The sequence below is a fragment of the Parabacteroides bouchesdurhonensis genome (assembly GCF_900186615.1).
In the GTDB taxonomy this organism is placed as follows: domain Bacteria; phylum Bacteroidota; class Bacteroidia; order Bacteroidales; family Tannerellaceae; genus Parabacteroides; species Parabacteroides bouchesdurhonensis.
In genome coordinates, this window is sequence record NZ_LT896588.1 from 3007714 (window position 1) to 3031431 (window position 23718).

Genomic DNA, 23718 nt, shown 5'->3' on the forward strand with positions numbered 1-23718 from the left:
ATTATAAGGAATGAAAGACTTGGAAACAAAAGTACTTCCGGTATTAGACATGAGTTGTGCTGTTTGTGCCGGTAATGTTGAAAACACGGTGAAGGCTATGCCGGGTGTTGAAGAAGCTGTTGTAAACTTTGCCGCCAATACATTAAACGTTAAATATCATCCTTCCGTTATAAGTTTGCAGCAAATGAAGTTTGCCGTGCAAAACGCCGGATACGATCTGGTAATTGAAGAAAAAGATTCCGCTTCTATCCAGGAAGAAATGGAACATAAACGCTATAAAACACTTCGTCGTAATACAATCGGTGCGTGGGCGTTGTCTATTCCTTTGGCTTTACTGGGCATGGTGTTTATGCACTTGCCCGGAGCTAATTGGGTCATGATGATACTGGCATTGGCTATAATGGTTTTATTCGGCCGTTCATTTTATGTAAACGGTATTCGTCACGCTTTGCATGGAAGTGCGAATATGGATACATTGGTTGCGTTAAGTACTTCCATTGCTTTTTTGTTCAGTTTGTTTAATACCGTTTATCCCGGGTTCTGGTATGAGAGAGGGCTGGAACCGCATGTTTACTATGAAGCATCCGGCGTAATTATAGCTTTTGTCCTTCTTGGAAAATTACTGGAAGAGCGGGCTAAGAACAGTACTTCATCCGCTATTAAAGGATTGATGGGATTGCAGCCAAAAACAGCATACCGCATTAAAGATGGAAAAGAAGAAGAAGTGGCTATTTCATTGTTGCAGGTAAAAGATGTGCTAAGCGTCCGTCCCGGCGAAAAGATTCCTGTAGACGGTACAGTATTACAAGGTTTCTCGTCTGTGGATGAGAGCATGTTGAGCGGAGAACCTATTCCAGTGGAGAAGACAACCGGCGACAGGGTATTGGCCGGGACAATTAACCAGAAAGGGGCTTTTACAATGGAAGCTACAGGCGTGGGTAGCGCTACCGTCTTGGCTCAGATTGTGCAAATGGTGCAGGCTGCTCAGGGTAGCAAAGCTCCGGTGCAACGCATTGTAGACAAGATAAGTGCTGTTTTTGTTCCGGTAGTAGTAGGACTGGCGGTTATTACGTTTATATGCTGGTTGCTGATAGGGGGAAGCGGGTATTTTTCCTATGCCTTGCTTTCTGCTGTCTCTGTTCTGGTAATTGCCTGTCCGTGCGCGTTAGGCTTGGCTACGCCTACTGCCCTAATGGTGGGGATGGGAAAAGGAGCGGAGCACCATATCTTAATCAAGGATGCTTTCGCTTTGGAGAATATGTGTAAGGTAAATACCGTTGTATTGGATAAAACGGGTACTCTGACGGAAGGTGTTCCTGAAGTAACCGATTCTTTCTGGCCTGTAGAATCATCACAAAAATATTTGGATATCCTTTATACGGCGGAACTGAAATCGGAACACCCTTTGGCTTCGGCCATTGTCCGTTCTGCGAAAGCATCCGGGGCACAGGCTTGTGAAGTAGATAGTTTCGAGAGTATAACGGGGCGTGGTGTCCGCATGGATGTAGATGGAGTTACCTATTGGGTAGGCAGTTCCGGTTTGTTGGAAGTGTTTGGTGCTACGGTTTCACATTTTACATCAGTACATATTCAAAACTGGCAACAGGAAGGAAAAAGTATCGTATATTACGGCTACAATAATGATTTGCTTGCCGTTATGGCAATAGCAGACCGTATTAAGCCCACTTCGGCGGAAGCTGTGGATAAACTGGCTAAGATGGGAATAGATGTCCATCTGCTTACGGGAGATGGATTGAAAACAGCGGAATCGGTTGCCGGCCAATTAAACATACATCATTATAAAGCTGATGTGTTGCCAAATGACAAAGAGGAATATATAAAGAAATTACAGGCAGAAGGAAAGAAAGTGGCTATGGTTGGCGACGGAATTAACGATTCGCAAGCCCTTGCCCGTGCCGATGTAAGTGTGGCAATGGGCAAAGGTACGGATATAGCCATGGATGTGGCAATGGTCACACTTATAACATCCGACTTACTGTTGCTGCCTGAGGCAATACGTCTTTCCAAACGTACGGTGCAACTTATTCACCAGAATCTGTTCTGGGCGTTCATCTATAACTTGATAGGAATCCCGTTGGCTGCCGGAGTGTTATTCCCGGTAAACGGCCTGTTGCTGAATCCGATGTTGGCAAGTGCAGCTATGGCATTCAGTTCGGTGTCTGTCGTTTTGAACAGTTTGCGGTTAAAGTGGAGTAGAATATAAACATTAAATAATAGTATTATGTCAGTAATGAAGTTTAAAACAAATGCCAAGTGCGGCGGTTGCGTAGCTGCCATTGGCGACAAATTGAATAAGATAATGAGCCCGGATAACTGGTCTATCGACTTGTCGAAACCGGAAAAGGTGTTAACCGTTACGGCAGAGCTTCCTGCTGCAACTATTATTAAAGCGGTAACCGACGCCGGCTTCAAGGCCGAACAGTTACTATAAAGAATGGCAAAACAAAGACAAACCTACGAAGAAGAAGTAGCAAATGTATTTACCCACGGTGCCGGTATGGTCTTTGGGGCGGTAGCCTTAGTCGTCTTAATACATAAGGCGGTTTGTAGTGGCGACAGGTGGGCTGTGGGCTGTGTAGCGGTGTATGCGGTGTGTATGACATTGTCGTATGTAACTTCCACCTTCTATCATGCCTCTGCCCGTGCGCGCCGGAAGAGGTTATTGAGGCGGTTCGACCATAGCGCTATTTACCTTCACATAGCCGGGACATACACCCCGTTTACATTAGTTGCTTTACGCAATGAGGGATATTGGGGATGGAGCTTGTTTGCCACGGTTTGGATTGCCGCGATAATAGGCGTATGGCTCAGCTTCCGCAAGATGAAGAAGAAGGACCACCTGAAAACTATTTGCTACCTGGCAATGGGATGGGTGGTTGTTATTGCATTCAAGCCTTTGGTGGATGTCTTCCGGCAAACGGATTCTATGGATGTATTGTACTGGCTTATTGCCGGAGGCCTGTCGTATACGGCGGGAACAGTCTTTTTCTATCTGGATAACCATAAGTATATGCACCCTGTTTGGCATATTTTTGTACTGGGAGGGTCTATATGCCATTTCTTCGCTATATATAGCTTGATATAAATCGTCCCGATCATTTTGCCAAATCATCCCGATGTTTTTATAAAATCATCGGGATGATTTGCGTTTTCTTTGCTGCTGCCATTATTATTCCTACTTTTGGAGGATAGAAATATAAAACCCATTATTATATGAAGAAACAAATACTATTCATGCTGCTGGTTAGCGGCATGTGCCACTTTCAGGGGGCACGATCACAAGAATCATATTCTTCTGATGTAACGCCGAACTATACGCTGGCACAACGTTTTACGGAAGACAAACTAAAGAGTATGCTTTTCTCTACAACCGTAGACCCGCATTGGTTTCAGAAAGGCAACCGGTTCTGGTATGAATATAAGACGACAGACGGCACCAATTGGTATGTTGTAGACCCGGCGGCAAAGTCGAAACGCCCGTTGTTCGACTTGGATAAGCTGGCCGCCGAAGTTACCGAGACGATGAAAACACCCTTTACTGCCCGGCATATCCCGATACAGAAGCTGGAAGTGCAGGCCGATGGCAGCACCTTTACGTTTCAGGTGAAGACGCCTAAAGACTCCGCCTGGTTCTCCTACAACTATGATACACGCAAGCTGACGGAACTGAAAGATAAGAAAGAAGACAAGTACCCGGAATGGGCCTCTATTTCGCCGGATGGCAAAACCGTTGTATACGCAAAAGACATGAACCTCTACCGCATGTCGCGCGAAGATTACGAGAAAGCGAAAAAAGACGAGAACGACAAGTCTATTGTAGAGATTCCGCTCACTACCGGTTACGTAAAGAGCTTCGGCTTCGGTGAACCCCGCAGCCTGCTGAATACCGATACGCTCTGCAATGGGAAACGCCGTTATCCGGATGATTTGGTATGGTCGCCCGACTCCCGTCGTTTTGCCATTACGCTGGCCGACAACCGTGCCGTTAAGGAGCTATGGGTTATTAACTCCATGGCCGAGCCGCGTCCTACGTTGGAGACCTATAAATACCAGATGCCGGGCGAGAAAGAATCTCCTGTAGAGTATCTCCTCCTGTTCGACCTGAGTGACAATTCTTATAAAGAGATAAAGACCTCCGCCTTCAAAGACCAAACCCTGCAAATAGCCCGCAAGCCCCGGTTGGAGAAACAGCGTGACATGAAGGAGCAGTCCCGTTGTTGGTTAGGTGACAGCAACCGCTTCTTCGTGACCCGTTCCAGCCGCGATTTGCACCGGATAGACATCTGCTCCTATACGATAGGCGATGAGGCCGTCCGTCCTGTTATAGAGGAACGGATGAACACCTATATGGAGGTCCGTCCGCTGGCGGCTATTAATAACGGAAAGGAGCTGGTGCATTGGAGCGAACGCGACGGATGGGCGCACCTTTATCTGTATGACGACCAGGGGAACTTGAAGAAGCGCCTTACTTCCGGCCCCTGGCATGTGGATGAAATACTGAAAGTGGATGAGGCAAAACGTGTTGTCTACTTTCTTGCCAACGGCAGGGAGAAGGACGAGAATCCTTACTACGAACACCTTTACCGGGTAAACCTGGACGGCAGCGGACTGCAACTGGTATCGGCCGGCGATTACTTCCACGCAACCCGTATGGATGACGACTGCGCTTTCTTTGTAGACAACTATTCACGCGTTAATACCGTTCCGGCGTCGGACTTGTACGATAATACAGGGCGCAAAGTGATGTCTTTGGAGAAGAGCGACTTCTCACAGATGTTTGCCGCCGGCTATCAGTTCCCCGAACCTTTCAAGGTGAAGGCCGCCGATGGCATTACCGATTTGTACGGCGTGATGTACAAGCCTTTCGACTTCGACAGCACGAAAGTATATCCTGTTATCGACTACGTCTATCCTGGTCCGCAGGTAGAAGCTACCGTGTATCCGTTCAAGTCGATGACGCCGCGTACCGACCGCCTGGCCCAGGCCGGCTTTATCGTTATCTCGGTAGGCAACCGTGGCGGACACCCCAGCCGTTCCAAATGGTATCATAACTTCGGGTACGGCAATTTGCGCGACTACGGCCTGGCCGACCAGAAGGCTGCCATCATACAGCTGGCAGACCGCTATAAGTTTATCGACATCCACCGCGTAGGTATTCATGGGCATTCGGGCGGCGGATTCATGTCTACGGCAGCTATCCTGCAATATCCGGACTTCTTCAAAGTGGCTGTTTCGTGTGCCGGAAACCATGATAATAAGATCTATAACCGTTGGTGGAGTGAAACGCACCACGGCGTAAAGGAGGTGGTAACGGATAAGGGAGACACTACCTTTGTGTATAGCATAAAGAGCAATCCCGAAATAGCAAAGCAGTTAAAAGGCCACCTGATGCTTATCCACGGCGATATAGATAATAATGTACATCCGGGCAATACGCTCCGTGTGGTAGATGCTTTGATCCGCGCCAATAAACGCTTTGACATGCTTATCCTTCCGCAGCAACGTCATGGCTTTGGCGATATGAACGAGTATTTCTACTGGCGGATGGTTGATTATTTCTCCCGCCATTTGCTGGGTACGTCGGATACTTCGGTAGATATTCCGGAGAGATAACGGAGGGGTTTTAATTCCAGACTCTCTGGAGTTATGCTTGCAGGGTGTCTGGAGTTATAAGTGCAGAGTGTCTGGAGTTATAACTCCAGACACTCTGTAATTATCAGCAGAATAAAGAATCGCCTTACCGCACGAACCTGTTTCGTGTAGTAAGGCGATTTTCTTTCGTCTATACGTAGCTGTTGTTTACAGTCCGCTAAAGTCTACATCATTGAACAGTAGTGACGGGATGCGCCATCTGGAAGACATGATCGGGTCGTTACCGGTTTCCGCCAGGTTGTTCCATAAGGTAAGCATGTTGCCTGTTACGTTCATTTCTGAGATAGGCTGTGCCAGCTTGCCCTTTTCAATCAGGAAGCCTTCTACGCCATATGAAAAGTCGCCGGTAGTGCTGTTGCAATTACCGCCGTTGAATCCGGTAATCAGAATGCCTTTGTCTACCGAGGCTATCAGGCCGTTTACATCGTTGCTCCCCATTTCCATCGTGAAAAGGGAAGGAGAGGAGATGGTAGGCTCAACGCCCATCTTGTTGGCCGAATAAGTATCGATGTAATACGTCTTCAATACGCCGTTTTCAAACACAGGCATACGTTTGGTGGCAATACCTTCGTTGTCGAAATACCGCGCGCCGGCCGATTTGATAAGGTGCGGTTCGTCTATCAGGGTCATCCTGTCGCCCAATACCTTTTGATTCAGCTTGTCCAGCAAGAATGAGTTCTTTTGCTGGATGGAAGACCCATATAACGCGTCGATAACCGGCGAGAGCAGGTCGGACGAATTCATGTTGTCTACTACCATCCGGTATTTGCCGGAAGCCACTTTCTTCTGTCCTAACTTGCGTAGTACGCGTTCCAACGCCTTCGTGCCCAGTCCGTCTTTTACCAGGGTGTCGTAATACAGGGAAGAGTCGTACCAGAAAGATTCCGGGCGGGCATCGCCTTCGCCTTTGATGCTTATGCCGGCTACCAGGTCGAACGACGACTTGGATGTTTCCCCTTCAAAGCCGTTGCTGGCTATCATGTATTTGTAGATTTCTTCATCACTGTAAGTGGAGTTGGCCGAGATGATACGGTCGTCTTTACCCATCATTTCGTTGCATACGTTCATGGCCAGCGCCACCTTGTCGTCCGGCTGTATGGACGCGAACTTCGGGTCCATTAACTGCAGGTCCGCCCCTGTACCTTTGTAGTAACGTGAAGGGTCGGGCAGGGCACGGGCTTTGTCTTCCGCCAGATAGCGGGTAGAGTCTATGCCGTTGCGGATGAATGCTTCCAGTTCCTTTTTATCCAGGCGGTTGGTAGAGTATGACCCGTAGCGGCCGTCTACGAACAGATGGATGACCAGGCTGTTTTCGGAAGCTTGCTTCAAACGGTCTATCTTCATATCCCGTACTTCGATGGTACTGTTTGAACCGTTGTAAAGACTTACTCGTGAGGCCTGGCAACCATTTTTCAGCGCAAATTCCATGGCCCATTGTGCCAGCTTTTTATTATCTTTTGTTATCATAATCTTTTCAAATTAACTGTGATTCGCATCTCTTTTTAGTTCTCGCCTCCTACGGTAAGTTTGCTTACCAGCGCGGATGGCATGCCGCAGGTTACCGGGCATGATTGTCCGTCTTTTCCACAAGTCCAGGTACCGTTGTCCATCTTGTAATTGTTGCCCACCATCGTTATATCGGCCAGGGCTTTCGGTCCGTTACCGATAATGTTAATGTCTTTGATAGGCTGTGTCAGCTTGCCGTTTTCAATCAGGTATCCGTCTTTTACGAAGAACGTAAAGTCGCCGGCGCCAATCTGAACCTGGCCGTTTGTGAAGCTCGAAGCATAGATGCCTTTCTTTACGGTAGAAATCATCTCTTCCTCCGTTACATTGCCTGCTTCCATATAGGTAGCGCGCATACGCGGTATAGGCATCTGGCGGAACGATTCCCGTCGTCCGTTTCCTGTAGACGGTATGCCGTAATACTTGGCGCTGATGCGGTCGTGCAGGTAACTTGTCAGAACGCCTTCTTTTACAATATAAGTTTTCTGTCCCGGTATGCCTTCGTCATCTATATTGACCGAACCGCGGTTGAACGGAATCGTTCCGTCATCTACAACGTTGATGTGTTCGTTGCAAACTTTCTTGTTCAGCTGGTCGGAGAAGATGGAGGTGTTCTTCCGGTTGAAGTCTGCCTCAAAAGCATGTCCTATCGCTTCATGCAGCAGGATGCCCGAACCGCCTGCACCCATCACCACCGGCATTTCGCCGCCTTTAGGCTTGATGGCCTGGAAGAGGATAGCTGTTTTGTCTACCGCTTCCCGGGCTATTGTGTCTATGACTTCGTCGGTCAGGAATTCCGCTCCCATACGGAATGCGCGTGAAGCATAAGAGTTCTCTATTTTCCCGTTGTCTTCCATGATACATACGGCAGCCAGTGTTACCATAGGCCGGTAATCATAGTACATCTGTCCTTCGGAGTTGCAGAACAGGATGTGTGAAGTAGTGTCTCCCAATGAAGCCATTACTTTATGTACCCGTTTGTCGAGGGCGAATATCTTATCGTTCAGCTTTTGAAGATAAGGCTTTTTCTCGCTTACGGCTATCTCGTCCCACGGTGTCTGAATCGTATAATAATTCTGTGCGATAGTTTCTTCCGTCAGGTTTACCGGGCTTTTTGCCGCCGAGCCTGTTGCGATGCGTGCTGCCGTACGGGCGGCTTTCAGCATTTCGTCCATGGTAACGTTTTCCACATAAGCATATCCGGTTTGGTCTCCTGCCAAAACACGTACTCCCATACCGAAATCAATATTGGAAGCGGCACGGTTTACTTCCCCGTCCTGCAAGCCTATATTATTCCGGAAAGAATGTTCAAAGAAAAGATCGGCATAATCTCCTCCCTTTTCCAATGCTGCGGTCAGCACTTTTTTCAAATCACCTTCGCTTACACCGAAATGGTTCAGTGCGAATGAGATACCGGCGGCTTTGTCTGCCGCGCTACCGGTACAACTGCTTAAAAAAGAGGGTGCAGCCAGTGAACCTAGCATAACCATACCTCCTGTCTTGATAAAATCACGTCTGTTGTATTTCATATTGTTTTTATAAGTTATTCTTATTCTCTTTGGCCCATTGCATCACATTTGCCGGAGGACGCTGTGCCAAAAGTTCTTTCTTCATGAAGTCCATATAGGGTGCAACGTGGCGGAAGAACTTTTTATATCCTTTGCACAGGTAATTTAATCCGGCTTCTCCGTTGGCGGTGTGCATAAAACGGTTCTTGGGGCATTCTCCGTTGCAGGCAAACAGGTATTCGCATTCTTTGCATTGCGCAGGCAGCTTATCGTGCTTGTCTGTTCCGAACTTTAATTGGCGTTGGCTGTACATCATTTCGGTAAGCGTCTGTGTCCGGATGTTACCCAGTTTGTATTCCGGAAATACGAAGTGGTCGCACGCGTAAACGTCTCCGTTGAACTCCATCACGCCGGCATGTCCGCAATTTCTGGCAAGGGTGCATACGCCCGGTTGTTCCCCCACCCAGTTGGCAAGCGTGGAGTCGAACAGTTGGATGTAATAGTTGCCTACGTCTTCCTTCAACCATTCGTCGAAGATGGCACATAAAAAGTCTCCCCATTTCTCCGGGTCTACCGAGAAAGAGGCTAACTCGATGTTCGCATCTTCCTGTTCCGGCGATGTTAGTTTAGTTCCGTTATTATGTTGCAGCAAACGTTCTACGATAGGGGCGAACTGGATATAATGACAGTCCATTTCCTTAAAGAAGTTGTAGAAGTCCAGCGGATAGTCTACATTATAATCGTTTACTACGGCCATGGCATTGTATTCTATTTCATGTTTTTTCAGTAGTTCAATACCTTTCATCACTTTGTAGAAAGAAGGAAGTCCTTGCCGGTTACGGCGGTATTCGTCGTGAAACTCTTGCGGGCCGTCTATTGAAACCCCTACAAGGAAATTGTTTTCTTTGAAGAAGCGGCACCAGTCGTCATTCAACAGCGTACCGTTTGTCTGGATGCTGTTGTCTATCTGACGTCCGCGGGCGTATTTACGTTGTAACTCCAATGCTTTTTTATAGAAACTGATAGGACGCATCAAGGTTTCTCCGCCATGCCAGGTGAAAAGAACTTGTTGCATGGTTTGGCATTCGAGATATTCCTGAATAAATTTTTCAAGCAATTCATCGGTCATGATGTGGTTCTTGACCTCCGGATATAATTTCCCTTTTTCCAGATAATAACAGTATTCGCATGCCAGATTGCAGACAGAGCCGACAGGCTTTAACATCACATATACAGGTTTAGCGAATGGCGATATATAGGGATTATTCATGGATACTATATTAATAATGTATGTATTGGACGCAAAGTTATGAAAAATATTGTCAGCATGAAACAAAAGTTTTGCCGGGAGTGAACAAAATTCCATACATTTGTTTTTAGCAGTATTAAAAACAAGAGAAATGGAAAACGATTTGTTGGTTTATTCGTCCGGTCTGATCGCTTTGAGGCGTTCGTCGGGCAAGGAGAGTACGGCAGACCTGTACCGTGGCCTGTAACCGCCTGAGGGCTTTTACGGGTGGCGGGGGTCTGCCTTTTTCATGTGTTACCCCCGTGTTTATCGAGCGTTTCGCTTCGAGCCTCCGCCATGAAGGCCTGGCTGTTAACAGCGTGAACAGTTACCTCAGTTGCTTCCGCGCCATCTATAATGCGGCGGTGCGTGAGGAGTTGTTTGTCCCGGAGAGGAATCCTTTCCGCTTCCTGCGCCTCCGGCGTGAGCTTACCGCCAAGCGCGCGCTTCCGCTATCGTCGTTGCAGGAGGCTTGCCGTCTGGAAATCGGCGGGTCGGAATTGTCCCGTTCGCTGGACTTCTACCTGTTCAGCTTCCTTTCCTGCGGCATGCCTTTTGTGGATATGGCGCACCTGACGCGTGAGAATATCGTGGGCAACGGAGGCTTTCAGGCAGCATGTGCCTGTTTCGGTCATCAGCCAGGCTTTGGGCCATACGTCGGAGAAGACCACGCGTATCTACCTGGACCAGTCGGTGCTGAATAAAGCGAATAACAGGATAACGAGATCGATAGCCGAATTGGTGGGGAAGACGGGATAACATACCTTATTTTGTAAATAAGGGAAAAATGTGTTGTTCCTGTAAAAAAGGGGTAAATGAACAAATTCGGTCTATTGTTGATAATCATGCTTTGCCTGACTTTAACGCCACTCAGAAGTCAGCACGTTTCCTTAAAGAGCAACCTTCTTTATTGGGCCACCACTACGCCCAATATGGGCTTCGAGTTCCGGTTGTCGGACCATGTGAGCCTGGATGCCTGGGGCGCTTACAACGCGTGGGTGTTCAACAACGGGATGTCGCTGAAACACTACCTCGCCCAGCCCGAAGTCCGTTACTGGCCCTGCCAGACGTTCNAGTTCCGTTATTATGTTGCAGCAAACGTTCTACGATAGGGGCGAACTGGATATAATGACAGTCCATTTCCTTAAAGAAGTTGTAGAAGTCCAGCGGATAGTCTACATTATAATCGTTTACTACGGCCATGGCATTGTATTCTATTTCATGTTTTTTCAGTAGTTCAATACCTTTCATCACTTTGTAGAAAGAAGGAAGTCCTTGCCGGTTACGGCGGTATTCGTCGTGAAACTCTTGCGGGCCGTCTATTGAAACCCCTACAAGGAAATTGTTTTCTTTGAAGAAGCGGCACCAGTCGTCATTCAACAGCGTACCGTTTGTCTGGATGCTGTTGTCTATCTGACGTCCGCGGGCGTATTTACGTTGTAACTCCAATGCTTTTTTATAGAAACTGATAGGACGCATCAAGGTTTCTCCGCCATGCCAGGTGAAAAGAACTTGTTGCATGGTTTGGCATTCGAGATATTCCTGAATAAATTTTTCAAGCAATTCATCGGTCATGATGTGGTTCTTGACCTCCGGATATAATTTCCCTTTTTCCAGATAATAACAGTATTCGCATGCCAGATTGCAGACAGAGCCGACAGGCTTTAACATCACATATACAGGTTTAGCGAATGGCGATATATAGGGATTATTCATGGATACTATATTAATAATGTATGTATTGGACGCAAAGTTATGAAAAATATTGTCAGCATGAAACAAAAGTTTTGCCGGGAGTGAACAAAATTCCATACATTTGTTTTTAGCAGTATTAAAAACAAGAGAAATGGAAAACGATTTGTTGGTTTATTCGTCCGGTCTGATCGCTTTGAGGCGTTCGTCGGGCAAGGAGAGTACGGCAGACCTGTACCGTGGCCTGTAACCGCCTGAGGGCTTTTACGGGTGGCGGGGGTCTGCCTTTTTCATGTGTTACCCCCGTGTTTATCGAGCGTTTCGCTTCGAGCCTCCGCCATGAAGGCCTGGCTGTTAACAGCGTGAACAGTTACCTCAGTTGCTTCCGCGCCATCTATAATGCGGCGGTGCGTGAGGAGTTGTTTGTCCCGGAGAGGAATCCTTTCCGCTTCCTGCGCCTCCGGCGTGAGCTTACCGCCAAGCGCGCGCTTCCGCTATCGTCGTTGCAGGAGGCTTGCCGTCTGGAAATCGGCGGGTCGGAATTGTCCCGTTCGCTGGACTTCTACCTGTTCAGCTTCCTTTCCTGCGGCATGCCTTTTGTAGATATGGCGCACCTGACGCGTGAGAATATCGTGGGCAACGGAGGCTTTCAGGCAGCATGTGCCTGTTTCGGTCATCAGCCAGGCTTTGGGCCATACGTCGGAGAAGACCACGCGTATCTACTGGACCAGTCGGTGCTGAATAAAGCGAATAACAGGATAACGAGATCGATAGCCGAATTGGTGGGGAAGACGGGATAACATACCTTATTTTGTAAATAAGGGAAAAATGTGTTGTTCCTGTAAAAAAGGGGTAAATGAACAAATTCGGTCTATTGTTGATAATCATGCTTTGCCTGACTTTAACGCCACTCAGAAGTCAGCACGTTTCCTTAAAGAGCAACCTTCTTTATTGGGCCACCACTACGCCCAATATGGGCTTCGAGTTCCGGTTGTCGGACCATGTGAGCCTGGATGCCTGGGGCGCTTACAACGCGTGGGTGTTCAACAACGGGATGTCGCTGAAACATTACCTCGCCCAGCCCGAAGTCCGTTACTGGCCCTGCCAGACGTTCNTCCGGCTTCTCCGTTGGCGGTGTGCATAAAACGGTTCTTGGGGCATTCTCCGTTGCAGGCAAACAGGTATTCGCATTCTTTGCATTGCGCAGGCAGCTTATCGTGCTTGTCTGTTCCGAACTTTAATTGGCGTTGGCTGTACATCATTTCGGTAAGCGTCTGTGTCCGGATGTTACCCAGTTTGTATTCCGGAAATACGAAGTGGTCGCACGCGTAAACGTCTCCGTTGAACTCCATCACGCCGGCATGTCCGCAATTTCTGGCAAGGGTGCATACGCCCGGTTGTTCCCCCACCCAGTTGGCAAGCGTGGAGTCGAACAGTTGGATGTAATAGTTGCCTACGTCTTCCTTCAACCATTCGTCGAAGATGGCACATAAAAAGTCTCCCCATTTCTCCGGGTCTACCGAGAAAGAGGCTAACTCGATGTTCGCATCTTCCTGTTCCGGCGATGTTAGTTTAGTTCCGTTATTATGTTGCAGCAAACGTTCTACGATAGGGGCGAACTGGATATAATGACAGTCCATTTCCTTAAAGAAGTTGTAGAAGTCCAGCGGATAGTCTACATTATAATCGTTTACTACGGCCATGGCATTGTATTCTATTTCATGTTTTTTCAGTAGTTCAATACCTTTCATCACTTTGTAGAAAGAAGGAAGTCCTTGCCGGTTACGGCGGTATTCGTCGTGAAACTCTTGCGGGCCGTCTATTGAAACCCCTACAAGGAAATTGTTTTCTTTGAAGAAGCGGCACCAGTCGTCATTCAACAGCGTACCGTTTGTCTGGATGCTGTTGTCTATCTGACGTCCGCGGGCGTATTTACGTTGTAACTCCAATGCTTTTTTATAGAAACTGATAGGACGCATCAAGGTTTCTCCGCCATGCCAGGTGAAAAGAACTTGTTGCATGGTTTGGCATTCGAGATATTCCTGAATAAATTTTTCAAGCAATTCATCGGTCATGATGTGGTTCTTGACCTCCGGATATAATTTCCCTTTTTCCAGATAATAACAGTATTCGCATGCCAGATTGCAGACAGAGCCGACAGGCTTTAACATCACATATACAGGTTTAGCGAATGGCGATATATAGGGATTATTCATGGATACTATATTAATAATGTATGTATTGGACGCAAAGTTATGAAAAATATTGTCAGCATGAAACAAAAGTTTTGCCGGGAGTGAACAAAATTCCATACATTTGTTTTTAGCAGTATTAAAAACAAGAGAAATGGAAAACGATTTGTTGGTTTATTCGTCCGGTCTGATCGCTTTGAGGCGTTCGTCGGGCAAGGAGAGTACGGCAGACCTGTACCGTGGCCTGTAACCGCCTGAGGGCTTTTACGGGTGGCGGGGGTCTGCCTTTTTCATGTGTTACCCCCGTGTTTATCGAGCGTTTCGCTTCGAGCCTCCGCCATGAAGGCCTGGCTGTTAACAGCGTGAACAGTTACCTCAGTTGCTTCCGCGCCATCTATAATGCGGCGGTGCGTGAGGAGTTGTTTGTCCCGGAGAGGAATCCTTTCCGCTTCCTGCGCCTCCGGCGTGAGCTTACCGCCAAGCGCGCGCTTCCGCTATCGTCGTTGCAGGAGGCTTGCCGTCTGGAAATCGGCGGGTCGGAATTGTCCCGTTCGCTGGACTTCTACCTGTTCAGCTTCCTTTCCTGCGGCATGCCTTTTGTAGATATGGCGCACCTGACGCGTGAGAATATCGTGGGCAACGGAGGCTTTCAGGCAGCATGTGCCTGTTTCGGTCATCAGCCAGGCTTTGGGCCATACGTCGGAGAAGACCACGCGTATCTACTGGACCAGTCGGTGCTGAATAAAGCGAATAACAGGATAACGAGATCGATAGCCGAATTGGTGGGGAAGACGGGATAACATACCTTATTTTGTAAATAAGGGAAAAATGTGTTGTTCCTGTAAAAAAGGGGTAAATGAACAAATTCGGTCTATTGTTGATAATCATGCTTTGCCTGACTTTAACGCCACTCAGAAGTCAGCACGTTTCCTTAAAGAGCAACCTTCTTTATTGGGCCACCACTACGCCCAATATGGGCTTCGAGTTCCGGTTGTCGGACCATGTGAGCCTGGATGCCTGGGGCGCTTACAACGCGTGGGTGTTCAACAACGGGATGTCGCTGAAACACTACCTCGCCCAGCCCGAAGTCCGTTACTGGCCCTGCCAGACGTTCGAGGGCCATTTCTTCGGCTTGCACGGCCATTACGGCCACTTCAATATGGGTAATATCCCTTTCATAACGGCCATGAGTGATTACAATTACCGTGGCGAGCTTTACGGCGGCGGCCTGACCTACGGCTACCACTGGATTCTAGGACGCCACTGGGGACTGGAGGCATTTATCGGCGCGGGCTATGCCCGTATGACTTATGAGAAATATGTCTGCTACGACTGTACCGAGGTGGTCGCTTCCTATAAGCGCAACTATTTCGGCCCTACTCGTGCGGGCGTTTCCCTGATCTTCTTTATCCATTGATCCCCCCGATAGCGAAATGAAACAGATACTGCTCTACATATTCTATATGATGGCTTGCCTTCCGGCTTTGGGGGGCGAGGCAGTCCCTGTCCGCATCACGCTCTTGAAAGCGGAGGTCGGGGAGGACGACAGCGTATCTGTCCATCTTCGTATCCATTTGCAGGATATCCGCGTTCCTTCTTCGCGCAGCCTTGTGCTCGAGCCTTGCCTGGGCAGCCTTCTTGACGGTAAATGCCTCGCGTTGCCTCCGGTTGTTATCAGTGGCCACCGCCGCGCCCTGTACGACAATCGCCGGCAGGCTGTCACTCCTTCTCCGGAGTATGCCCGCCCTTATACGCGTATCGTGAGCCCTAAAAAGGGAGGATCTTACCGGGTCGATTACAGCGTGTGCGTGCCGTTTACTACGTGGATGCGTAATGCGGGTTTGACGCTCAACCAGTCGTCTCACGACTGTTGCCACAGCCGCCCCCTGTCTTCGGTGCGCCTGGCCGAGAACCTCGGCCTCGTTCCCCCTTGCGTCAAGCAGGCGGGCGATCCGGACGCCCGCGCCCTCCGGGCTTATGCCTGTTACAGCCGTGACATCCGTTTCGTCATCCCCGAGTCCGAGCCTGTCAAGTTCCGTACCACTACGGGCGTGGTCTATATAGATTACCGTCAGGGCAGTGCAAAGATCGATCCCCGCTACGGCAGCAACCCGTGGGAACTGTCGGATGCCGACAGCCTGTTCATCCGCCTTCGTACATTGGGTATCACCTCCTTCCGGCAGATAGGCATCACCGGCTACGCGTCCCCCGAGGGAGCTTACTTCGACAACGAGAAGCTGGCTCGCCGGCGTGCCGAAGGGTTCAAACGTTACATAGCGGACCATTACGACGTAAAGGATTGCCCCATGTCTTGCACCTGGGTTGCCGAGGACTGGGACGAACTGCGCCAGTTGCTCACCGATAACCCCCGCCCGTACACGAAACAGGTCTTGTTCATCATGGATAACTACGGCGTCTTCGAGGGGCGCGAGGCGTACCTGATGCAGCTGGACGGCGGCAAGGTGTATAAAGAACTGCTCAAGGAATTCTTCCCCCGCCTTCGTCGCGTGGAGATACGCGTCACGTACGAGTTGCCTGCGTTCTCGGACGCGGAGGCCGCCGAGCTGTTGTACACGCATCTCGAGCAGCTGAGCCTTGCCGAGATGTACCACGTGACGCGTTATTACCCTCCGGCCACCGAACAGCACCGCGAGGTCTATGTGATCGCCGCCCGTACGTACCCCGACAACGTGGCCGCCCAGATCAATGCCGCTGCCGCTTCGCTGTTGTTGGGCGATGGCGCTACCGCCCGCGAGTTCCTGGAGCAGGAGAGCGTGCAGGCCGACCGCTGTGCCGACTCCTGCCGTGAAGTCCTGCGCCAGCTGATGATAGACGACAGCATGGAAACCGAGCCATGACCTATCCCTCCATTGGCATATTGGCATATTACCTCATTGGCACATTAGTCTTGGCCATGAACGGTTGCGACATCTCCTCGGAGCTTCCGGATTGCGATTACAACGCCCGGTTGGAATACTGGTACGTGTATACCGGCGGTGAGAACGAGTTGCCCGATTACGTGGACAGCATGGAGGAGTACCTGTTCGACTCCGACGGCATCCTCCGTCATGTCAAGCACCTTCCGGCGGACAGCTTGCCGGCGCATACCCTTGTGGTAGCCCCCGGCGTTTATACGCTGGTCAGTTGGGCGAACCTGGACGGGCGCAGCGAGATAGCCCCGGCGGTCATCGGCCAGACCCGGCTGGGCGACATCCGCCTGAAACACGCCTCCGCCACTCAAAGCAAGAGCCAGGCGGGCGCTTACCTGGATAACAACGAGCGTCTTTATTACGCCACCGACATACTGGAAGTACCCCGCTCGGGTATCGTCCGTAAGCGGGTGAACACCACCCATTCGCATGCCGTGCTGAAAGTGACGGCGCAGTGGGTGAGGGACACGCCTGCCAATACGGGCGACTTTTCCTTCACCCTGCGCGGGTTGCCCAGCGCTTATGGCTTTGGCATTGCCGAAACAGTGAACACCGCCGTGTCCGGTTTCAATACCGGGAACGGTACGGTCTATTATATCCCCCGTATGGTGGAAGTCCCTTATGTGGACCACCGTGTGAAGGCGTCTATGCGCCCGAACCGCACCGTAACGGGCGACCTGGTAACATACAGGTATACTGACGACACAGACCTCTTTTTCCGTATCTGGGCAGGTGACAGGGCCTTGATCCGCGAGGTCAACCTCTCACAGTTCTTCCGTGAAATGAGCGTTCCCCTCTCGCGCAACATCCGTCAGGAGTTCGCCATCACGGTACGTATAGACGGCGACAACATCTCCGTCCTCTTCACCGGCGTTTCGGACTGGGAAGACGGAGGAACGATTGGAGGAAGCATGTAGCCACCGGAGGTGGCTAGTAGTTGGTAGAAAGTAGTTAGTAGAGAGTAGAAGAAAGTAGAAAGGATTTAGTAGTTTCTCCCTTCCCCTAATTCTCCTTCTTTCTCTCAACGAGCGAAGCGAGTGATTCCTACTAACTACCAACTACTAACTACTAAAAAAACTACTCCTAAAAACATAAAAACAACATAAATATGAAACACAACCTAATATCCCCCTTCCTCCTCCTGGCCTGCCTGCTTGCAACAGCCAGCAGATGCAGCGAGACGGAGATAGACGGCGGTGGTCAGCCCGAAGGGGCTAAGACCGGCCTGGCCGCATGGCAGCAGCCTATGAAGGGGGCAGGCCGCTTTTCCCTGTCCTGGCGGACTTGATCCGCCATCGCATCCTAAGCAGTATTCCTGTAATTAGTATGAGTTTGCGGGTCAAGCCCGCAATGACAGGAAGAAGGTAACCTATAAAGCCGGTAGCCCGCTGAGTATCTGGGGATATGGGAGCAGGTCTATAATAAGGAGTTTAATTATGGCGAATTCGCCACAATTAAAAGTAAGTCCGTGCGGCGGATATAATAAAGAACTGGATCAGGAACAGGTCTACTCTTGAGTTTCTAGGCACATGGGAGATGATGTATAACCCGGACTTTAAAGTGGTCGAATTCGACCACTTTAAATGGAAGCAGCCCCGCTTCCATTTGTCTTAAGTGTTACCATATCCATACGGATGCCGTCCGTCAGTGTCTGGTTCCGCCGGAGTTGACGGCAGCGCAGGTTTCCATGATCTATGCCAGCGAAGCCGACGTGCTGAACGTGGCCATGTTTGGCATGACAGCCCGTGAATGGCGCGAGCAGCATCCCGACTTAAAAGGGAATATCCGCGACTATGCGTCTATCAACGAATTGATCTGCCTCTCCAACATGGAGAATCTGAACGCGGTGTTCATAGACGAAGGCCAGAGCCAGAAAGACCGCCTCCTGAAACTCAACCGCATCGCCATCTCGCAGATGAAAATCCTGGAAGACACCGGCAACCGCCGCTTGCTAAAGTAAAGCAGGAGGCAACAGGCAGTTTGTTTATTTGGTGGAGATTATCTACATTTGCGATGAACAATGCATTGCTTTATGAAAACGTCTATTCTTAATAAGCTATCAGCCTTTTTCTCCATGCAACCTGTCCAGAAAGCATGGCTGTTCGGCTCTTTCTCCAGAGGTGAAGAGACGCAAGAAAGCGATATTGATATACTGGTTCAGTTTCAACCGGATGCCAATATCACACTCTTTAAATATGCCGGCATGGTGGAGACGCTCCAGAAACTGCTGAAACGTAAGGTCGATTTGGTGGAAGAAGGACAGTTGAAAGACTATGCCAGTGAGAGTGCAAACCGCGATAAACTATTGATCTATGAGAGAGAAGCCTAAAGACGAAAGCCGCCTGCTTCACATGATTGAGGCAATCGACAATATTATGGAGTTTACGCAGGATGTGGACTCTGAGTCTTATAAGAAGAATAAGGTTCTGCGTTTTGCCGTGATAAAGAACCTCGAGATCATTGGCGAAGCAGCTTATCTGCTTACCAAAGAGTTCCGCGAGGCTCACAGCGAGGTGGAATGGCATGTGATAATAGGCATGCGCCATGTCCTTGTTCACGGATATTACCGGATCAGAGACGAAATAGTCTGGGCAACAATCACTCAGGAATTACAGCCACTGAAAAAGCAAGTGATGCAGATACTTGAATCCAACGGCTAAATGTAGCCGGAGTTTAGTTATCATATTCTTATTTCCCCCGCCATGCCAACAGATAAAGAGTTCTTTGACATGGTGGGGGAAATTATTAAGAAGGGGCAGGTGCAATTATGAAGATAACACACCCCCTTCCCCCTCTCAAGAGGGGAGGGAAGTTACCATCAGCCGCACTTTCCCTAGCTACCTCATCTCACACAGATAACACAGATGAAACAGAGTTACGCAGATAGTATTATTAAAGAGAATAAATAATCTGTGTTCATCTGTCCAATCCGTGTCATCAGTGTGCCATGAGATAGCCCAGCCCAATATAATTCCCCCCCGATGTCATACTATAGATACCTGAGCTTTTTGTTTGTAGCAGGAAGCCCCGGTGAGACAGATGAATTGTATAACATTAAAACAGAAACGAAATGAAACAAATATCAACCATCCTCCTCACGCTGGCGGCCCTGTGGCTGTCCGGGTGCAGTGTGGAGGAGTTAGAGCAGAACAACGGCAATCCGCTGCCCGGAGGCGTCACCCGCCTCTCGGCGGCTATTGCCATGGGTGCTCAGACGCGGGCGGTGGGCGACAAGCTGACCGACGCTACCGACAACGAGAAGCGTATAGACCGCCTCGCCTTCGTGGTACACACCGAGGCCGAGGGCATGCAGGTCTACCCGCCTCTTAAGACGGGCGAAGACGAGAAGGACTTCCCCAATAAAGTGAAGCTGACCAACAATGGCGACGGCTCATACTCCGCCCCCACCGCCATAGAGGTAACCGGCACATTCCGCGGCAAGCCCGTTACCCGCCAGATACCCTTCGAGGTGCTACAGGCGGACGGCCTCACCCGCAAAGCCGTGCTCATCGTGCGCAACCATCGCTACCTGGTGCTAATCAAGCCTGCGCCCGGCCTTACCGACATTGCCTACGAGGTGAAGGTGGACGACTGGAACGCGGTAGACACCATCAACGTGCAGCCCGACCAAACCCTGCTGCCCGTCTACACAGCCTACGAATGCGCAGCGGCCACGAAGACTTACGGTATCATCCCGGACACCAAGCCCATGCCCGACACCATCGTAGTGCCCTCTACTGGTGCAACCATCAAGTTTACCGCCAGTTGCCCGTTTGATACCCGTATTACTCTGGGCTACGCTTCTGCGGAGGACGGCAACGGCTGGCTTACCGCCACCGCCCCCGTGCTTGTACCCACCACCAAGGCCACTACCGAGCCTACCTACCAGCGGGAGTACACCGTAACGGTGTCTGCCAATACTCTGGACGCCACCCTTGTAAACCGTGGCTACATCTACGTTGCCAACGGCGGCAACGGCTCTGCGGTGGATACCATTACGGTATATCAAGGGGCTGATATTGCCTACGCCGATACCCGCTTTGCAGCGGTAACCTTAGGCTCATTAGATGGCAAGGAGCTTGTTTGGGCGCCGATTAATGTAGGGGCAACGGAGATTGCGACGGATATTGACGATCTTGGCACAAGCGAGGTTTATTCTTATTCCGAAGAAGTGATAGCTAAAATTTTCCCGCAATGCGGTTACTTTTACCAGTGGGGCAGGAATGTGCCGTTTAAGTTCGGGACGAAGCTTAATGGTGGGCCTGTACTGGAGGATAATCTACCTGCATATGCGGAGGCTTGTCAAAATACAGGAGAGTATGCTAATATTTATATCTATTGTGGAAACGCTTGGTTTAAGGATTATCCTTCATCAACAGGCGGTCTATCTCCACTTTTAACCGATAAGAAATGGCCTCGTGAGTATCAGCCTTGCCCTGCCGGATGGCATGTTCCTTCCAAAGATGAATGGATGGTGCTTGCAAAAGTAAATCCTATTGCATCGAAAGGAGTATATATATATGATGGGAAATTATCTATGCCGAAAGTGGGTTCTTGCTTTGCTACTAAATGGAGCTCTGGAGGACGAGATTTTGTATATTGGTCATCAACTATATCAGATGATATCTATCCTTATTCTATTTATAACGCTTCTTCTGCATCAAAAACGTGGCCTGTATCATCTGCTTTGCCCGTCCGCTGCGTAAAAGACTACGAATAAACAAATAACAACATTAAAACATACAATCATGGCTGAATCAGCAACAAACAAACTATACGCCGCCCTTTACGACAACGTGCTCACCGAGCAGGAGGGTGACTACACCGCGAAACCCAAGTCTACAGGCACGGTGTATTAGCGTACCGGTAGATTGCCGGCGAACCAGGCTTTGGCCTCACGGCACAGCAGGCTTTGGCCTCACGGCGAATCTAAAAAGCGTTCTTTGACATGGTGGAATATGATTTTTAACAGGGAAGCTGCTTTTTGGTACGGATATAATAATGAATAAACAAGAGATGGTACAGGCCCTATCGGAGCGCACGCGCTTGAAGCAGCAAGACTGCCTGCGCATGCTCAACACCTTCATGGAGCTGCTGGGCGAGGAGTTGGGCCGGGGAGGCCGGGTAGGGTTTCAGGGCTTCGGCACGTTCTGCGAGTGGAAGCAGTCCGGGCGTCCGGGCCGCAACCCGCGTACAAAAGAAGAAGTAATGATCCGTCCCCGCACCAGCGTAAAGTTCAAGCCCGGCCTCGACCTGCTTGCCCGCCTTAATGGGAAGTAGGTGGAGGGGGGGGACTTATAAAAAAAAGAAGCTGACTAACTTTTATTGTTAGACAGCTTCTTATAAAATTAATCACGTACCCTTTTTAGGAGATCATCAGACTAGCCTTTCATATAATTAATCAGACCCTGTCTTGTTTGCGAGTCTAATCCGTTATAAATAGCCTCTCCCAAACTAGAGAATAGAGCAGGTACAGCATCATTGAATTCTTTCCACTTGTCGTCAATGTAAGAACCATCCAAACCAATCTTTATGCTATGCATGTATTGGCTAAATTTGTCTTTGTCTACTTGGTTTAATACCAAAATGTCATCTTGCTTTCCCATAATAAAATTTTTTTAATTAATAATATATTGATTTATCACGATGTAAAGATAAATCGGCCATACTTGAAAGAAAACTTTATTTTCTGAGATGATGCAATATGTCTCTGGATTGGGTAAATGAGCCTATGAATCAGATATTATACAAAAACAGAATCTGTTTTAGGTTCTCCTCAATTATCTTTTCTTCATAGATTGTTTATAGTCGGCGATGAACCCTTCGCACAGCCAGTTTGCCAGTGCTTGCCGGTTATCACTGAGTACCAAACGCTTTTGATCGTCGCTATTCTGTATGTTTCCTAACTCAACGAAGGCTGATACCGGAACGGTATGATTCAGGACGTAGAGGCTTCGTTTTTCTACAGTTCCGGTAAAACCTCGTCCGGGCTGATGTTTTTTGTATTTATGGTTAAATGTGGAACGGAGGGTTTTGGCCAGCCGCTTGCTTTCTTCGCTTTTCAGTGAATGATAGAAGAACACATCGGTTTGTTTTCCTTTGTGCCGGCTGTCTACGTGGATAAAGAGTGCCCGGCGGTATTTCTCCTTGTCTTTTTTATTCAATGCGTTTATCTTGGCACAGCGTTGTTCCAGTCTTCTGAACTGGCTGAAAGGGATGGGGCTTCCCATGCAGGTTTCCCTTTTGCTGTTGTTCAGGTATTTCTGATTACGTATTCCGTCTTTTGCATCTTGTATGATGATATGTACTTTTGCTCCTCGCATCATCAGGTTTCTGGCCAGACGGAGCATGATGTCGTAGGCGTATTCGTCTTCGTGTAATTCAATATTTCCAACTTTGCCGATAGCTCCCGGATCAGGGCCTCCATGACCACTAACCAGATAGAAACATGCGTCTTTTAGTTCGGATGATATCTGGTTGTATTTTGCATATTCTTTACCAAACAGAGGCTCGTAATTCTTTTGTTTGGTAGCGGCCGTTTGGCTCTGCAAAGGCGGAAGCGTATATTTTACTCCTAAACGGAGCGTGTTGTTTTTGCCCAGCTTGTCTTTATTCAGTTTTATAAATTGCTCGTGATACTCTTTGCCTGTCCGGTTGTGGCGTTTCAGAAACGTACTGATGCCTTCGCCTGATTTCGGCGAGGCTTTTTCTTGAGCTGTTAATGTATAGCTCGATATGAATAAAAGGATTATGAATGTAAATATTGAGTTCTTAAAAACCATACTCTGTTTGTAAAAGTGTGGTGTAAAGATAAATAATTCTGCGTTAACGGGAGTAAAAACAGCCTGTTAAAAGGTAAAAGGCGGGAACTATATTGGCCTGTTTCCTGTTTCATATGAACAAGAATTTAAATATATAACCATTTAAAA

Annotated in this window: 21 protein-coding genes and 5 pseudogenes; 19 read left to right on the forward strand and 7 right to left on the reverse strand. The window is 48.9% G+C overall.

The features are described from left to right. Positions 1-10: 10 nt before the first annotated feature. The 4 genes from C1721_RS12955 (at position 11) to C1721_RS12970 (ending at position 5634) form a co-directional block, all read left to right on the forward strand. The gene (locus C1721_RS12955; RefSeq protein ID WP_102408663.1) at positions 11-2224 is read left to right on the forward strand and encodes a heavy metal translocating P-type ATPase; all 2214 of its coding nucleotides are present in this window, start codon (positions 11-13) and stop codon (positions 2222-2224) included. A gap of 18 nt (positions 2225-2242) precedes the next feature. Beyond that, positions 2243-2452 carry a heavy-metal-associated domain-containing protein gene (locus tag C1721_RS12960; protein ID WP_102408664.1) on the forward strand — a complete coding sequence of 70 codons (210 nt, stop codon included), beginning with the start codon at positions 2243-2245 and terminating at the stop codon, positions 2450-2452. A 3-nt stretch (positions 2453-2455) separates the two neighbouring features. Further along, positions 2456-3106 carry a PAQR family membrane homeostasis protein TrhA gene (gene trhA / locus C1721_RS12965; protein ID WP_102408665.1) on the forward strand — a complete coding sequence of 217 codons (651 nt, stop codon included), beginning with the start codon at positions 2456-2458 and terminating at the stop codon, positions 3104-3106. Between the two features lie 128 nt (positions 3107-3234). Next, a complete protein-coding gene (locus C1721_RS12970) occupies positions 3235-5634 on the forward strand; it encodes a S9 family peptidase (RefSeq protein WP_102408666.1) in 2400 nt (799 codons plus the stop codon). A 186-nt stretch (positions 5635-5820) separates the two neighbouring features. On the opposite strand, the gene C1721_RS12975 is transcribed toward C1721_RS12970, so the two are convergent. From C1721_RS12975 to C1721_RS12985, 3 genes are read right to left on the reverse strand one after another with little or no spacing between them, the layout of a single operon-like run. Next, a complete protein-coding gene (locus tag C1721_RS12975; RefSeq protein ID WP_102408667.1) occupies positions 5821-7140 on the reverse strand; it encodes a TldD/PmbA family protein in 1320 nt (439 codons plus the stop codon). Between the two features lie 35 nt (positions 7141-7175). Further along, the gene (locus C1721_RS12980; protein WP_102408668.1) at positions 7176-8708 is read right to left on the reverse strand and encodes a TldD/PmbA family protein; all 1533 of its coding nucleotides are present in this window, start codon (positions 8706-8708) and stop codon (positions 7176-7178) included. A gap of 7 nt (positions 8709-8715) precedes the next feature. Continuing rightward, positions 8716-9957 (reverse strand): anaerobic sulfatase-maturation protein, encoded by a 1242-nt coding sequence (locus tag C1721_RS12985; protein ID WP_102407430.1) that lies wholly within the window; start codon positions 9955-9957, stop codon positions 8716-8718. Between the two features lie 215 nt (positions 9958-10172). Between C1721_RS12985 and C1721_RS16125 the strand changes: the two genes are divergently transcribed. Together C1721_RS16125 and C1721_RS12995 are read left to right on the forward strand one after the other, a co-directional pair. Beyond that, positions 10173-10679, forward strand: a complete 507-nt coding sequence (locus C1721_RS16125; RefSeq protein WP_234347319.1) for a site-specific integrase — start codon at positions 10173-10175, stop codon at positions 10677-10679. A gap of 141 nt (positions 10680-10820) precedes the next feature. Next, on the forward strand, positions 10821-11087 hold the full coding sequence (locus C1721_RS12995) for a DUF3575 domain-containing protein (protein ID WP_234347649.1): 267 nt from the start codon (positions 10821-10823) through the stop codon (positions 11085-11087). Here the strand turns inward: C1721_RS12995 and C1721_RS13000 are convergent. After that, a pseudogene (locus tag C1721_RS13000) lies at positions 11050-11691 on the reverse strand (radical SAM protein); the annotation flags it as partial. The gene C1721_RS12995 and the pseudogene C1721_RS13000 overlap by 38 nt on opposite strands. 215 nt (positions 11692-11906) lie before the next feature. Between C1721_RS13000 and C1721_RS16335 the strand changes: the two are divergent. From C1721_RS16335 to C1721_RS13010, 3 genes and pseudogenes are all read left to right on the forward strand, one after another. Then, a pseudogene (locus tag C1721_RS16335) lies at positions 11907-12032 on the forward strand (hypothetical protein); the annotation flags it as partial. Between the two features lie 177 nt (positions 12033-12209). Next, a complete protein-coding gene (locus tag C1721_RS16340) occupies positions 12210-12467 on the forward strand; it encodes a hypothetical protein (RefSeq protein WP_234347672.1) in 258 nt (85 codons plus the stop codon). 86 nt (positions 12468-12553) lie between these two features. Beyond that, positions 12554-12811 (forward strand): DUF3575 domain-containing protein, encoded by a 258-nt coding sequence (locus C1721_RS13010; RefSeq protein ID WP_234347650.1) that lies wholly within the window; start codon positions 12554-12556, stop codon positions 12809-12811. Here C1721_RS13010 and C1721_RS13015 read toward each other — a convergent pair. Beyond that, positions 12783-13883 (reverse strand): annotated as a pseudogene (locus tag C1721_RS13015) (anaerobic sulfatase-maturation protein); the annotation flags it as partial. The gene C1721_RS13010 and the pseudogene C1721_RS13015 sit on opposite strands and share 29 nt — an antisense overlap. Positions 13884-14098: 215 nt before the next feature. Here C1721_RS13015 and C1721_RS16345 point away from each other — a divergent pair. From C1721_RS16345 to C1721_RS13060, 10 genes and pseudogenes are all read left to right on the forward strand, one after another. Further along, positions 14099-14224: pseudogene (locus tag C1721_RS16345) on the forward strand (hypothetical protein); the annotation flags it as partial. Positions 14225-14401: 177 nt separating this feature from the next. Further along, positions 14402-14659 carry a hypothetical protein gene (locus tag C1721_RS16350; RefSeq protein WP_234347672.1) on the forward strand — a complete coding sequence of 86 codons (258 nt, stop codon included), beginning with the start codon at positions 14402-14404 and terminating at the stop codon, positions 14657-14659. Positions 14660-14715: 56 nt separating this feature from the next. Further along, on the forward strand, positions 14716-15276 hold the full coding sequence (locus tag C1721_RS13025; RefSeq protein WP_102408669.1) for a DUF3575 domain-containing protein: 561 nt from the start codon (positions 14716-14718) through the stop codon (positions 15274-15276). 16 nt (positions 15277-15292) lie between these two features. Then, the gene (locus C1721_RS13030; RefSeq protein ID WP_102408670.1) at positions 15293-16717 is read left to right on the forward strand and encodes a hypothetical protein; all 1425 of its coding nucleotides are present in this window, start codon (positions 15293-15295) and stop codon (positions 16715-16717) included. A gap of 56 nt (positions 16718-16773) precedes the next feature. Then, positions 16774-17706 (forward strand): FimB/Mfa2 family fimbrial subunit, encoded by a 933-nt coding sequence (locus tag C1721_RS13035; protein ID WP_159063587.1) that lies wholly within the window; start codon positions 16774-16776, stop codon positions 17704-17706. A 553-nt stretch (positions 17707-18259) separates the two neighbouring features. Then, positions 18260-18749, forward strand: a pseudogene (locus C1721_RS16210) (KilA-N domain-containing protein); the annotation flags it as partial. 72 nt (positions 18750-18821) lie between these two features. After that, positions 18822-19118: a nucleotidyltransferase family protein gene (locus C1721_RS13045; protein WP_102408672.1), complete on the forward strand. Its 297-nt coding sequence runs from the start codon at positions 18822-18824 to the stop codon at positions 19116-19118. Continuing rightward, positions 19102-19449 carry a HepT-like ribonuclease domain-containing protein gene (locus tag C1721_RS13050; RefSeq protein WP_102408673.1) on the forward strand — a complete coding sequence of 116 codons (348 nt, stop codon included), beginning with the start codon at positions 19102-19104 and terminating at the stop codon, positions 19447-19449. Before C1721_RS13045 ends, C1721_RS13050 begins: the two co-directional genes overlap by 17 nt. A gap of 410 nt (positions 19450-19859) precedes the next feature. Continuing rightward, a complete protein-coding gene (locus C1721_RS13055) occupies positions 19860-21509 on the forward strand; it encodes a fibrobacter succinogenes major paralogous domain-containing protein (RefSeq protein WP_102408674.1) in 1650 nt (549 codons plus the stop codon). Positions 21510-21790: 281 nt separating this feature from the next. Next, on the forward strand, positions 21791-22069 hold the full coding sequence (locus C1721_RS13060; protein ID WP_102408675.1) for an HU family DNA-binding protein: 279 nt from the start codon (positions 21791-21793) through the stop codon (positions 22067-22069). Between the two features lie 101 nt (positions 22070-22170). Here the strand turns inward: C1721_RS13060 and C1721_RS13065 are convergent, their stop codons facing one another. Together C1721_RS13065 and C1721_RS13070 are read right to left on the reverse strand one after the other, a co-directional pair. Then, on the reverse strand, positions 22171-22395 hold the full coding sequence (locus tag C1721_RS13065) for a hypothetical protein (protein WP_102408676.1): 225 nt from the start codon (positions 22393-22395) through the stop codon (positions 22171-22173). 174 nt (positions 22396-22569) lie between these two features. Next, positions 22570-23571 carry an N-acetylmuramoyl-L-alanine amidase family protein gene (locus tag C1721_RS13070; RefSeq protein WP_102408677.1) on the reverse strand — a complete coding sequence of 334 codons (1002 nt, stop codon included), beginning with the start codon at positions 23569-23571 and terminating at the stop codon, positions 22570-22572. Positions 23572-23718: the final 147 nt, after the last annotated feature.